This is a genomic window from Clostridium sp. CM036 (assembly GCF_055081135.1).
Map to the genome: position 1 here is coordinate 1955582 of NZ_CM143652.1, position 13554 is coordinate 1969135.

General features: G+C 30.7%; 10 protein-coding genes and 1 pseudogene. 5 read left to right on the forward strand and 6 right to left on the reverse strand.

What is annotated here, in order from left to right; genetic code table 11:
* The first annotated feature begins 33 nt into the window (after positions 1–33).
* Positions 34–1320, forward strand: coding sequence for a TolB family protein (locus tag ACWJKE_RS09200; RefSeq protein ID WP_220319931.1), 1287 nt, complete (start codon positions 34–36; stop codon positions 1318–1320).
* Positions 1321–1550: 230 nt separating this feature from the next.
* Here the strand turns inward: ACWJKE_RS09200 and ACWJKE_RS09205 are convergent, their stop codons facing one another.
* Positions 1551–2033, reverse strand: a complete 483-nt coding sequence (locus tag ACWJKE_RS09205) for a DnaB-like helicase C-terminal domain-containing protein (protein ID WP_220319930.1) — start codon at positions 2031–2033, stop codon at positions 1551–1553.
* Between the two features lie 62 nt (positions 2034–2095).
* Here ACWJKE_RS09205 and ACWJKE_RS09210 point away from each other — a divergent pair.
* Positions 2096–2410, forward strand: a pseudogene (locus ACWJKE_RS09210) (tyrosine-type recombinase/integrase); the annotation flags it as partial.
* Positions 2411–2497: 87 nt separating this feature from the next.
* Here the strand turns inward: ACWJKE_RS09210 and ACWJKE_RS09215 are convergent.
* Positions 2498–2911, reverse strand: coding sequence for a hypothetical protein (locus tag ACWJKE_RS09215; RefSeq protein WP_220319929.1), 414 nt, complete (start codon positions 2909–2911; stop codon positions 2498–2500).
* 54 nt (positions 2912–2965) lie between these two features.
* Positions 2966–5914, reverse strand: a complete 2949-nt coding sequence (locus tag ACWJKE_RS09220) for a DEAD/DEAH box helicase (RefSeq protein WP_462958741.1) — start codon at positions 5912–5914, stop codon at positions 2966–2968.
* A gap of 485 nt (positions 5915–6399) precedes the next feature.
* Here ACWJKE_RS09220 and ACWJKE_RS09225 point away from each other — a divergent pair, with 485 nt between their 5' ends.
* Positions 6400–7524 (forward strand): 3D domain-containing protein, encoded by a 1125-nt coding sequence (locus ACWJKE_RS09225; RefSeq protein WP_220319927.1) that lies wholly within the window; start codon positions 6400–6402, stop codon positions 7522–7524.
* A gap of 100 nt (positions 7525–7624) precedes the next feature.
* On the opposite strand, the gene ACWJKE_RS09230 is transcribed toward ACWJKE_RS09225, so the two are convergent.
* Both ACWJKE_RS09230 and ACWJKE_RS09235 read right to left on the reverse strand, forming a co-directional pair.
* Positions 7625–8656, reverse strand: a complete 1032-nt coding sequence (locus tag ACWJKE_RS09230) for a PTS sugar transporter subunit IIC (protein ID WP_258876414.1) — start codon at positions 8654–8656, stop codon at positions 7625–7627.
* 223 nt (positions 8657–8879) lie between these two features.
* Entirely contained in the window at positions 8880–9674 is a 795-nt protein-coding gene (locus ACWJKE_RS09235) for a MerR family transcriptional regulator (protein ID WP_165413910.1), read from the reverse strand.
* A gap of 342 nt (positions 9675–10016) precedes the next feature.
* Here ACWJKE_RS09235 and ACWJKE_RS09240 point away from each other — a divergent pair, with 342 nt between their 5' ends.
* Positions 10017–11027, forward strand: coding sequence for a 2-hydroxyacyl-CoA dehydratase family protein (locus ACWJKE_RS09240; protein WP_216302735.1), 1011 nt, complete (start codon positions 10017–10019; stop codon positions 11025–11027).
* Positions 11015–11773, forward strand: coding sequence for an acyl-CoA dehydratase activase (locus tag ACWJKE_RS09245; protein WP_220319925.1), 759 nt, complete (start codon positions 11015–11017; stop codon positions 11771–11773). The genes ACWJKE_RS09240 and ACWJKE_RS09245 overlap by 13 nt, the downstream gene beginning before the upstream one ends.
* A gap of 90 nt (positions 11774–11863) precedes the next feature.
* Here ACWJKE_RS09245 and ACWJKE_RS09250 read toward each other — a convergent pair whose 3' ends face one another.
* Entirely contained in the window at positions 11864–13372 is a 1509-nt protein-coding gene (locus tag ACWJKE_RS09250) for a DUF1846 domain-containing protein (protein WP_165413913.1), read from the reverse strand.
* Positions 13373–13554: the final 182 nt, after the last annotated feature.

The following is a 13554-nucleotide window of genomic DNA, read 5'->3' on the forward strand; positions in this document are numbered from 1 at the left end:
ACTTATAAAATTTAAATTTAGGAGGAAGAAATTATGGGACAAGGAAATAAGAATTGGAAAGTAGGGGCTGTAGTTGTAGGGATATTAGTGTTAGGGGCAGTGAGTGTAGTATATTCATACTCCAAGCCCTTAATGGCAAGTAATAATTCTGTAGTGCTGCCTTATAACAAAATAAAGGCAATCGCCCCAGATGAATATAAACCACTGCAAGTAGTAAAGAGTGAAAAAACAGATAGAATAGAAGGACTTAATAATATGATAGGCCTGGTAGGAGATAACCAAGCTATTGTTCAAATAGGCCTCAGTAGAAAGGATATAGAGGAGAAATTTGAAAAGATTGATAATGAAAATACAAATGAAGAAGAAGAACTTAAATTTATTAAGGAGGTTAGAGGAGGCACCTATAAACTTAACTTATCTACTTTTGAAAAGTCACCTTCCAATTTAGAAGATGGTGCTACAATTTCTCCCGATAAAACAAAGTATATGTATAACACAAAGGAAAATGATGAAAGCTGTTATTATATAGTTGATATAAAAAGCAATTCCAAGAAGAAAATTAATGTGAAAGGCAATATGCTGGGACAATGGTCTATAAATAGTAAATATATAGTAGGATTAACATTTGCTAAAAGCCCATCAATAGTTGTATATGACGTGGAGAATGACAAATTGAAAGAATTTAAAGAGGGTAATCAGAGAATAAATCAATTAGCAGGTGTTTATAGTAATAATGGAAAAGATGTTTACTTTGTAGGGACTGCTAAAACAAAAAACAATGAAAAAACAATTATAACAGAAGGCATTTATAAGATAACTACAGATGATGGGAAAGTGCAACCTGTGATGGTTTTACCATCTGCTGAAGCAAAGACACAAAAAAACCGTATAGTTAACTATGGTTTTGCTGTTATTAATGAAGGACAAAAAATAGTTTTTGAAGGAAACATAAATGGGGAAGATGGCTTATTTATTTATGATGTAAATAGTAAAAAAACAAATAAATTCGCACAATCAATAGGAAGCCATATTGTACCATTTTGGATTTCGCCGGATGAAAACAAAATTGTTTATGCAACATATAGTGGTGAAGATTATAAAGGAGTATGGAGTATATATGCAGCAAAGTTTAATGGAAACGAAATAGTTAATAAGATTTTATTGCTTAAAGATATAAATTATTTTAATATACTTAACCCTAATGGAGTATTTTGGAATAATGATAGCAATAAAGTTACAATTTTTGAATCTAAAATTTTAAATTTAGATAGTAGGATTTTTGCTGAAAATGGAAGTATTCATAGCATATATTTAAAATAGAAAAAAGTAATCCTATTTAGAATGGTTATCAAAGACTGCATTAAATGATAATGCTTTTGTTGATTCTCTCAAAATGAGTTAGTTAAATTATTTGAAATATATAAACAAGTCTCAAAAACGTTCGTTTTTGAGACTTATTTGGTTTTAAGTGAATTTTAATAAAAGGGCATCAAAACTGTATCAAATCTTATCTCAGAATCATAGTATTAATACTTGACCACTAAGTTAAGTTATGAGACTATATTTTTAAATGCCATTTTTTCAGCTTCCTTTTGGATCACACTAAAGTCAGTATCTTTTATTAATCCTTTGCTTAAATCTTGTTGGTTTATGCATGTCCTGGGTGCTAACATTCTTATTCCTAATTTACCTTTAGGCATTTCAATTTCAAATATTAAGCCTTTTTTCCCAGGAGGTAGTTTGTTTAACATTTCCATACTCAGTGCAGTTTTGCCCATACTAGGCCTTACAGCTATAATACGTAAATCTCCTTTTACAAAACCATTTATAGCATTATCAAGAGGCTTATATCCTGTAGTCGTTCCTAGTAGTTGTCCCCCATTTTTATATCCATTATCAATTAAATCTATTGATTGAGTCATTAGTTCTTCTAAGTTTACTGTTTTTTCTTCGTACATATCGCTTGCGCTAAACATCTTAGTTTCTAAGGTAGCAATTACGTCTCTTATGTCTATATTTTCTCCATACACCATGTTTAGATCATCTTGACACGCCTTTATTAGTTCTCGTTTAATACTTAAGTTCTTAACTGTTTTTATATTATGGTGAATTTTATACTAAAAATGATTTTGTATGTACTCAAGAAAATGGTGGACTTGTCTCAAATAATAGTTTAATATATATATCTCGTGTAGTTAATTATGAGTTAGGAATTAAATATAATTTTCATTCTTTAAGACATACTCATGCCACCATTCTTTTAGAAGGTGGCACTGTTCCAAAAGATATTCAAGAAAGACTTGGACATAGCAAAATAGGCACCACTATGGATACTTATTCTCATGTAACCTTAAAAATGAAAAATGATACTGTAAATATTCTTGAAAATATATTTGCCACCCAAAAATAATTAAGGGTGGCAAAGGGGTGGCATATAGACCAAATCAAAAGATTGGTTACTTGTAAACCCTAGTTATTTCAACGTTAGTCTGCAATTTTACTCCACTTGAGTTATAAGTTTCCTCATAATATCCTTTAATTTTAATTCTGTAGTATCCTCTGATGCTATAATTATAACTAACTTTATCCCATCATCTGATTTATCCCATTTATAAGACTTAATGTCCATAATAGCACCGTCAGGAACGTATTCTTCAATGTCCATTGCAATTTCTTCTGCCAGTGATAAGTATTCATCGAATAATTCATCTTCTGTTAATTCATTTAAATTAAATTCACCTTCCATTAGGTCATTTAATGTATTTATTTCTACACTTAAATTAAAAGCTAATATATCATTTCTCTTTGAACCTTTACTCATGTCTTTAACTACTTTAAATTCTGTATTTTTTTCAATTATATCTTTTATATCCTTGCTATCTACAATTTTATTATTAAACTCTACGTACATTTTTATATCTCCTTTTGGTGCTATCTTTAGCGCGTGGCACCCTCACTCTAAACCCTAAAATCTAAAAATTTCCAGAAGTTCTTTCTTTGTAAGTTTGCCTAGAATATCACTACTTGTAAGTTCCCCTGTAATTACACTGTCTATTAAATGTTTTTTGTTTTCTTGGAGTAGAATGATCTTTTCTTCTATAGTCCCCTTAGTAACTAACTTAATCACTTCTACTACATTTTTTTGACCAATTCTATGAGCCCTATCTGTTGCTTGATTCTCTACTGCTGGATTCCACCAAGGGTCAAAATGAATAACTAAATTTGCAGAGGTTAAGTTAAGACCTGTTCCCCCTGCCTTTAGCGAGATTAAAAAAACTAATGATTCACAACTGTTATTAAATTCATCTACCAGTTTAATTCTATCCTTTGCTTTTGTTTTTCCATCTAAATAAAGGTACCGAATTCCCTTTTCATTTAAATTCTCTCCTATATTTTTAAGTACTGCCGTAAATTGAGAAAATAATAACACTTTTCCGTATGTTTCCATATGATTTTCTATAAGCTCAGTTGCAATTTTCAGCTTTCCACTTCCACCTTTGTATTCGTCTATTACAAGTGAAGGATCTAAACAAATTTGTCGCAACTTAGTTAAACAAGAAAAAATCTCTATTTTATCATCACCGTTATTATTTTTCATTTTATCCCTGACAACTTTAGTATAAGATTTATATACAGCCTTTTGAACTGATGTCATCTCAACTATAAACTTCTTTTCTATTTTATCTGGTAGTTCTTTCAATACTTCTTTTTTTGTTCTCCTTAGGAGAAAAGGCTTAATTAGCAATTTAAGTTCTTCTAAATCACCTTCTTTATTAATTATAAATTTTGATTCAAAAATTTCTTTAGAGTATAAATAATCGGGCATTATAAAATCGAAAATAGACCAAAGTTCTATTAAATTATTTTCAATAGGAGTGCCTGTTAATGCGAATCTTACCTTAGCTTTAACTTCTTTAATAACCTTTGTATTTTGTGCTAAATGATTTTTTATATTTTGGGCTTCATCTATAATACAATAATCAAAACTAATATCCTCATATAACCCTATATCTGTTCTTAAAGTTCCATAGGTTGTTAGTATTATATCATACTCCTCTAAACTATGAATCAATTTAAGTCGCCGGCTTTTTTCGCCATGTACAATAGCTACATTTAGACTAGGTGAAAATTTTTCTAGTTCAGCCTTCCAATTATAAATAAGGGAAGTTGGACTAATAATAATAGATTTTTTATTCTCTTCTGATAATAGAAGAGCTATTGTTTGAATTGTTTTACCAAGTCCCATTTCATCGGCTAATATCCCTCCAAATCCTAACCGACTTAGACTTTTAAGCCATTTAAAACCATCTATTTGATATTCACGAAGTGTGGCTTTTAAGTTCATTGGCACCCTTATATCCATATTATTTATATCCAATAAAGCGTTTTCTATATCATTTAACACTTCAGTACCTTTTACAAACTGAATACCCTTGTTTTTCATCTTTTCATTTAAATATAATGCCTTACCTTTATCCATATGCATTAATCCATTTTCTATTTTTTTATTAATATTAAACACTTCTATTAAATCAAAGAAATTTTTAACTCCCGCATCTTTAAAATCTAAAAAGTTATTATTATTAGTTTTATAAAACCTTCTTTTTTGCTTAAATGAAGAGAGTACACTATTTAATTCTTTATTTTCGATATCATGTATACCGTAGGAAAAATCATAGTAGCCATCCTTTTCTTTAATTTCTGCTTCAATAGCCGTGAAATCATATATTTTCCTGTCTTTAATCCCTTTTCCAAATGTAACATTGCCAAGAGAATGTAGATTCTTCTCGTTCTTACTTAATATGTCAAATAATTGCTCATCTGAGCCTATAAAAAGTAGCTTCTCATTTCTTTTTATAAACCTATACTTTTCTAGTTCCATAAGTATTTTGTCTTCTTTTTTATAATTACGTGTAATTATATTTTTACTTTTATCTTTCTTTAATATATTTATTTTATCATTACCGTAAATCACTTCTATATCACAATAAATATCACTGCCTATCTCATATATGTAAAACTCAGGTTTTATGAAATTTGCTGCAAAATCTTTTATCTCTTCACTAATATTAATATTATTTGAAATACTACTTAAAAATGAGATAATTTTGTTATAGTTTTCTATTCCGCCGGGGTATAGAATTTCACCATTTTTTTTTAACTTTTCACATAACGCAACATATTTTAGAACTTGATTTTTTGATGGTATATAAAGTTTCCAATTAAATAAATACACATCATTTTTATCATTTAATGATACTGGGAACTGCCTATGAGTTGTTAAAACAAAATATTCGTTTCTAATCTTTAATGTAAAGTTTAGTGGTAAATCTTTTAGCACTATTGGAGCTTCAAACTCAAAACTATCATAGTTTAGCTTAATTTTCTTATGGTTAGTCCCAGTTAAAAAAGTTCTCAAGTCCTTAGGCTCTATCTTTATTTTTTCCTTACCTATTGCATATTGCGCTTCATAATAAGTTGGGCCTTTTGAAACCTTACGAACTAACTTTATAATACTTTCGCTTCCCTGATTATTTGAATTATCTTCTTTTAACTTTTCCGTTTTTTCATTTTTCTCATAATTTTTTTTTGCAGTTATGCTAAAAAAACTATATGCTGTAGCCGTTAAATGGCTACACATAAATAAATATCCCACATTAGATGCTGTTTTGAAATCCTCACAAGTACATTTTATACCATCCAATTTTTTCTTTAATAAATCTATTTTAATATGCGTGTTTAACTCACTCCATTGAGTATCACTCTTGACGCGACCATAAATATGATATATATTTTCTATTTTCTTGCCTTTAATCTTAATAACTAATCCACTATTAAACGCATTTTCTCCCTCACTTCTCATAAGCTCTGAAGATGATTTAAATACTATATTCTCAAGCTCTTTTAATTTCATAAATGCTCCTCACTAATTGTTTATATCACTTATTGTCATATTTTTCGAGAAAATTTTGAGGTACCTCGAAGAATAATATTTCTTTTGATTCATAAATATATAAAAAGCACCTTTTGATATCCTTACCATATTCACAAGTGCTTGCACAGTTACCTTGCAAATACTGTAATTTTTTAGATATCGTTCTGAGGCCTTGTATAATTTTGTTCAAATATTTATAGTCATATTATAGCATGGTGCCGCTCACGCTACAAATGAGTTGCTTGCACTCTACAACCTACTTGCAACAAAAAATAGTTGCCTCCCACAAATAAACGTGCTACAATATTGTTGAAATATTCTATCGTTCCATATATTGGTACAGATACATGATTCCCCTACTTCTCATGCATCTTTTGAGAGTGATTTTAACTATAATATGTTTAAGATTACTGTATTTTGGGCATCTGACACCAGTACTTAATCATCAAAAAAAATAGACTAGAATGATTAGTATTATTTTTTGTAGATGCTTTGTACTGAATTTTATAATAGGAGATGATATTCTGCTTAAATTTATGAAAGATAAGCGAACAAAAATTGTTATTGGATCTATTCTTATCACCATACTTGCAACTTTAACTGTTTTCATGAGCTTTATCAGAAAAAATATTACAGTGGTTGTAGATGGCAAACCTACTAAATTAGTAACTTACCAAAAAACTTTTGACAGCGCCTTAGAAAAAGCTGGTATAAATATAGCAGTAAAAGATAGGATTGACAAATCTTTAAATTCAAAAATAACTACCAATGATGTTATAACTATAGATCGCGCTGTAAATATTAAAGTCTTAGTAGACAATAAAGAGCTTAACGTAAAGTCTGCTGAAAAAGATATCGCCCGAATGTTAACTACAGAAAAAATCGTTTTAAGCCCTACTGATAAGATTTCACCATCAGTAAAAACGAAGTTATCTAAAGGTATGGATGTTACCATAACTAGAGTTAAAATAGAAACACTAAAACAGACAAAACCCATTGATTTTAAAACTGTTATTAAAAAGGATAGCGATACATTAAAATCTGAAAGTAAGGTTGTACAAAATGGAACAAAAGGCGAAAAAAGTATTACTTTAAATGTAACTTATGAGAATGGGAAAGAAGTAACTAGAAAAGTTGTTAAAGAAGCTGTAGTTAAAGAACCTCAGAGTAAAATTATAGCTCAAGGCACTTTGTCACCCATAACCCCTTCAAGAGGAGAATCTTTAAAAAATTCTGTGAATCCTCAAAATGGTTCAGCTCCTTCAAGGGCTGCTAATTTAAAAGCTACTGCATCTTCTGGTAGGTCTTTTAGTGTAAAGGCCACTGCCTATTCGACAGATTCTCCAGGTAATACTTATACTGCCTCCGGAAGAAAGACAGAGCGAAATCCAAATGGCTATAGTACAATAGCCGTAGACCCTAATGTCATTCCTTTAGGAACAAAATTATATGTTGAAGGTTATGGCAATGCAATTGCTGCGGACACTGGTTCTGCAATAAAAGGTAACTTTATAGATGTATTTTTCAACACCCCTGAAGAAGTTAATAACTGGGGCGTTAAATACTTAAACGTACAAATACTAGATTAATTATTTTGTAAATGCCTCATATGCGATTAGAGAATAATAAACCAAAATCAGGGACCGTTAATAATTTATAAAATTATTAACGGTCCTTGATTTTTCTACTTTACGCTACAACATCTTCCTTTTCTACTTTTTTATTTCTTTTTTTTCTAATATTAAGAACTATAGTAGAACCAAAGAGTCCACCAATAATTCCACCACATATGGCAAATAATATAGCAAAAATAACTGATTTAGGTTCATTGAAACCAAATGGTGCTAATAATCCAGGAATAGGTGCAGCTGTACCCGGAGCATTATTTATTATTTTAAAATAAGCAGCACTTAAACCAGCTAGTGCACCTCCTATAAAGTTTGAAAAAAATATAGGAGGTGCATTTGAAGTTACTATATCAGCCTGTGTTAGCGGTTCAAGCATCACACCTATTATGTTACTTTTATCACCAAGTTTAAGTCTTTTGAATACTATACCATCTGAAAAAGCTCCACCAACACAGGCAATAGATGCTATCCCCATTGCAAGACCTTGTAACCCAAGCATCGCGGTTAGTGCCATAGCACTTAAAGGAGATGTACATATCATCTTCATAATTCCACCTAATAAGAACCCCATAATAAAAGGGGATTGATTAGCAGCGACAGTTATCATACTTCCAATACTAAGTAAAGTTGAATTTACTATTGGATCTACCACTAAAGCGATACCCCTAGCAAGTGGTGCAATCAAAATTGCACCAACTATTATATCTAGTCCTTTGGGTAGCTTTTTCTCTAAAATTGGGCCGATAAATGCAATTATATATCCAGCTACAAAGCCTGGAAGAATACCATACCCAAATACTGCAGCACCAGCTGTTACAGCATATATAGGATTCAACCCCATATTTATACTAACTAATATTACAGCAACTACGCCACCCATACTTCCTGAGGAAGCGCCTACTTCACCCAAGAATTTAATGTTTAATAAATTTCCGCTTATATATTTATGTATCGCTTCTACTAAAAATGTTGCTACAGCAGCATTTGCCAGGCCTGACATAGCTTTTTGACCTTTAGGCATTTTTAAACTAAAAAGTGAAAACAAGAACAATGTAAAAAGTAATAATCCTATACCTTTAATTAATACAAACAAATTTATCCCCCTTTTCATTTTGAAATACTATCATTTATTATACTTGTTTAATTTGTTAGTTCTTATATTTGTAATATTTATCCTTGCAACGAAATTTAAAGTTTTACAATCTAATAATAACATTCCAATATACATGTTACAATCAAATTATAAAACAAAACCTGAATGAAATTTTCAAAGGGACAGTTAATAATTTATACAAATTATTAACTGTCCCTTTTCTTTACTTGCTACTTTCCAAGTGGGTGACACCTTTTTTTGCCTTATCACAATAGTAATACATTGCCTCACTTAAGAACTTAGCTAGACCTTCTTTATACTTATCAATATTAGCTGTAAATCGTTCATCACAAACATATAAATCTCCAAGTCCTCTAAATATTTCTATAGTACAATTGTAGAAGTTATCTGTAATTTGCTGTCTTAGCTCGCCTACTGCCTTTTGAACTTCCGAATGTTCTACACCTTTATCCATATTATCTACAATTTTCTTGTATATTTGTCCACTTGTTGTATTGATTCTGGCCCAATCATCTTTTGTGTACTTTGAGGTTTTTTTCACGCTTTCCTTGTATTCATCAGAGTTACCATATTTTTGCTTTGTTTCCTCTGCATATTTTTCTTTATGTGCCTCTATTCCAGTCATATCAAATCCCTCAAACATTTCCTTCTTATTCATATCTGTTCCCCCTTCAATGGAATCTATAGTTTTATTTACAGATTTTATTATCTTATCAAGTCTCTTCTTTTTTTCTATCAGTAGCTCTTTATGTGTCATTAACGCATGTTTTCTATCAAAACCTGGATTATCTAAAATTTCTTTTATTTCTTGCAAAGTAAAATCCAGTTCTTTAAAAAATAAAACTTGCTGTAATCTTTCAATGTCCATCTCAGTGTAAAGTCTGTATCCTGCTGTTGTTACAGAATCTGGCTTTAGAATACCTACTTGATCATAATGATGAAGTGTACGTACGCTTACTCCAACCATGTCAGCTACTTCTTTTATTTTGTAGGACATAAAATCATCTCCTTCGTTCTTTATTAATCATCATCAATACCGAATCAGCTTTGCATCTTCATAAACTAAAGTGTCGTTACCCTAGAAATCCCTTCTCTATTTTCTTCCCTACAAATCTATAATAATCTATAACGTAACGTTAGCGTCAATATATTTTTCAATAATATTTTAAATTTTATTTATGTACGTAGAAATAATGTCTAATTGACATACTTAATTATATGAAGTAAACTTTATTAATATAAAACTTAAATAAGACAGTTCTAAACCATCCTGTCTATAAACAAAACTAGGACGTTAAGGGCGTTTTACGCCCTTTTTTATTTTTTAGGAGGATTTAAAATGAAGAAAATAGGCTTAACAACTACCGTACCTGTAGAGGTTCTAATTGCGGCGGGTTATACCCCTGTAGATTTAAATAATGTTTTTATAACCTCTAAGGACTATTTGAAATATATAGACATTGCAGAAAAAGATGGCTTTCCTAAAAGCTTGTGCACTTGGATAAAGGGAATTTATGGAGCGTGCTTAGCAAACGGCATTAAAGAGATAATCGGAGTTGTGGAGGGCGACTGTTCTAATACCAAAGCCCTTATTGAAGTGCTTACGTTAAAAGGAATAAAAGTTTATCCCTTTTCCTTTCCACACAGTCACAAATTAGATGATGTAGAACACGAAATAAATAAATTTATGAGTATCTTTAATGTAACGATTGAAGAAGTTGAAGTAGTTAGAAAAAGGCTAAATGAAATTAGAGCCTTAGCTAAAACAATTGATGAACTAACACATATCCATAATAAGGTAACTGGTTTTGAAAATCATCTATATCAAGTAAGCTTAAGTGATTTTAATGGAGATATAGATGCCTTTGAAGTCGAACTTAAAAAATCTATTTGTTATATGAAAAATAAAAAACCAGTAATTAGAAAACTACGACTTGGATATATAGGGGTTCCTCCCATGACTTGCGATATCTATGAATTTGTTGAGAAGTTTAATGCTAATTTTGTATACAATGAAGTTCAAAGAGAATTTGCTTTTCCAAGAGCAGATAAATCACTAAATATATTTCAGCAATATTATGACTACACTTATCCTTATGATACTGACTTTAGGATCAAAGAGTTACAAACGCAAATTGACGAACGTAAACTAGATGGAATAATTCACTACACTCAAGCCTTTTGCTATAGAGCAGTCGAAAATATTATTTTAAAAGAAAAACTAGATATACCCATATTAAATATCGAAGGTGACAAGTTAAATATCTTAGATGCAAGAACAAAACTTAGGTTAGAAGCCTTTCTTGATATGCTACTAGATTTGAAGGAGGCTGAAAAATGCGAGTGTTAGGAATTGACCTTGGAAGCCGCGAGGTTAAAATTGTTTTAATGGAAAATAATAAGATAATACAGAAGGCTAAAGTAAGTACCATGAGCTTTTACAGAAATTACTGCGACTTTGATGGTAAGATTGTTGTTAATTTAGATAAGCTTGATATTAGGCAAATTGATAAGGCAGTATCTACAGGCTACGGAAGAAATAATATTGACTTATTGTTATTCACACCAATAAATGAGATAAAGGCCCACGTGTATGGGGGGCTCTATCAAACTGGCTTAAAAGATTTTATACTTTTAGATGTAGGTGGCCAAGATGTTAAGGTTGTAAAAGTAGAAAAAGGCATCACCACTGACCTAGAGCTTAATGAAAAATGTGCTGCTTCCTGTGGTAGATATTTAGAGAATATGGCAAATGTACTTGAAATATCTCTTGATGACATGAGTGTGAATTATGAAAATCCTGTAGAACTTAATTCAACATGTGCTGTGTTTTCTGAGTCAGAGTTAATTGGAAAAATAGCTGAAGGTGTAAGTATAGAAAACTTATGTTCCAGTGTTAACTATTCTCTATACAAGAGACTTCAACCTCTTTTAAGTAGATTTAAAGGTAAAAAATTAATTTTAACTGGTGGTGTTGCTAATAATACCGCACTAAAAAGATATTTAAAAGAAGATTATGAAGAGATAGTATCAATTGAGCATCCACAATTTAATGGAGCCATTGGATGTTGCTATTATGGAGATAAGTTTTTATAAACTTACTCTTTTTTTATCATAAAAGCCCACCCTACTTTGATAGAGTGAGCTTTTACTTCTATGTTATTAGAAACAAGGTATTTAAAATAACTAATTGTTATAGTAAAGACTCTCAGTTGCATATTCTGCATCACAGGTTATATCTATGCCAAGTTTTCTAAAAGTTTGCTCATCATTTGTACTTATGATTGTAGTTGAGTGAGCTTGACATCCTTTTAGCATTACTAATTTATCCATGGCTACCTTTGCTGTTGGATTTGTAGCAGCACATATACTAAGGGCAATTAACACATTTTCACAATCTAAAGCTGGTTTCTTACTACCTAATGTTTTTGATTTTAGATTTATAATTGGCTCAAGTATAACTGGAGAAATAAGGTGAATCTCGTCATTTATATTTGCAAAATATTTAACAGCATTTAAAATTATGGCAGCTGTTGCATCCATTACAGATGAACTTTTACTAGTTACTATTGTTCCATCATTAAGCTCCATTGCCATTGCTGGGCAAGTTTCATTTTTACTCGAACATTGTTTTAAAGCCGACGAGCGTTCTCTTGCAGGAATAACAACTTTCCTATCTTGCTGTTTTAAATTAAGCTCTTCCATAAGAAGCTTTACCCGCTCGAAGGTTTCTTTATCTATGTAACCTTTTTTATACTCACATCCTGTTTTGAAATACCTTCTTATTATCTCTTGTCTAGATGCTTCTTTAATAACCGTATCGTCAATAATTCCAAAGCCTACTCTGTTAACTCCCATATCTGTTGGAGATTTATAAACAGCTTCTTCATTTGTTATCCTTTCTATAATTCGCCTAAGTACAGGGAAAGTTTCAATATCGCGATTATAGTTTACGGATATTTTATCATAAGCATCAAAATGGAATGAATCCAGCATATTTACATCGTTAAGATCCGCTGTTGCAGCTTCATAGGCTATATTTAAAGGATGCTTTAAAGGAATATTCCATACTGGAAAGGTTTCAAACTTTGAATAACCGGCTGCTCTGCCTTGCTTATGTTCATGATAAAGCTGACTAAGGCAAGTAGCTAGCTTGCCACTTCCTGGCCCTGGTGCTGTTACAACTACAATAGATTTTGTTGTTTCAATATATGGATTTTTGCCATATCCCTCATCACTTACAATTGCATCTACATCTGTAGGATATCCTTTGGTTGCCCTATGTTTGTATACTTTTATTCCTCTACGCTCTAGCTTATTTATAAAAATCGTAGTTGCTGGTTGCCCATCATATCTGGTTATTACAACGCTATTTACATCAAGATCATATTCACGTAAATCATCAATTAATCTTAAAACATCAACATCATATGTAATACCGAAATCCCCTCTAATTTTGTTTCGCTCGATATCTCCTGCATATACACAAATAATGACTTCAACTTTTTCTTTTAATTTATGTAGTAACTTAATCTTTGCATTTTCATCAAATCCTGGTAAAACTCTTTTTGCATGAAGGTCATTGAAAAGTTTCCCCCCAAATTCTAAATATAATTTATCGTAATTATTAACTCTTTCTAAAATATATTTTGATTGTTCTTCTAAATATTTTTTCTGATCAAATCCTATTTTCATTTTTACTCCTCACTAACAACATTATTTTTTAGATATATTATACCCAATATTTCTCCATGATACTATAATTGAATATGCTTTTACAACTTTATATTATTACACAATTTCAGTTTAAAGTAAACTTTATATTGAGTTGACATACCTCATAACTTATAGTAAAATTAGTAATAATAAAACCTAAT

Bases quoted from the DNA above. Each gene is read 5' to 3' on its own strand.
- ACWJKE_RS09200 (WP_220319931.1), top strand. From the start codon at position 34: ATGGGACAAGGAAATAAGAATTGGAAAGTAGGGGCTGTAGTTGTAGGG.
- ACWJKE_RS09205 (WP_220319930.1), bottom strand. From the start codon at position 2,033: ATGGTGTATGGAGAAAATATAGACATAAGAGACGTAATTGCTACCTTA.
- ACWJKE_RS09215 (WP_220319929.1), bottom strand. From the start codon at position 2,911: ATGTACGTAGAGTTTAATAATAAAATTGTAGATAGCAAGGATATAAAA.
- ACWJKE_RS09220 (WP_462958741.1), bottom strand. From the start codon at position 5,914: ATGAAATTAAAAGAGCTTGAGAATATAGTATTTAAATCATCTTCAGAG.
- ACWJKE_RS09225 (WP_220319927.1), top strand. From the start codon at position 6,400: ATGATTAGTATTATTTTTTGTAGATGCTTTGTACTGAATTTTATAATA.
- ACWJKE_RS09235 (WP_165413910.1), bottom strand. From the start codon at position 9,674: ATGTCCTACAAAATAAAAGAAGTAGCTGACATGGTTGGAGTAAGCGTA.
- ACWJKE_RS09240 (WP_216302735.1), top strand. From the start codon at position 10,017: ATGAAGAAAATAGGCTTAACAACTACCGTACCTGTAGAGGTTCTAATT.
- ACWJKE_RS09245 (WP_220319925.1), top strand. From the start codon at position 11,015: ATGCGAGTGTTAGGAATTGACCTTGGAAGCCGCGAGGTTAAAATTGTT.
- ACWJKE_RS09250 (WP_165413913.1), bottom strand. From the start codon at position 13,372: ATGAAAATAGGATTTGATCAGAAAAAATATTTAGAAGAACAATCAAAA.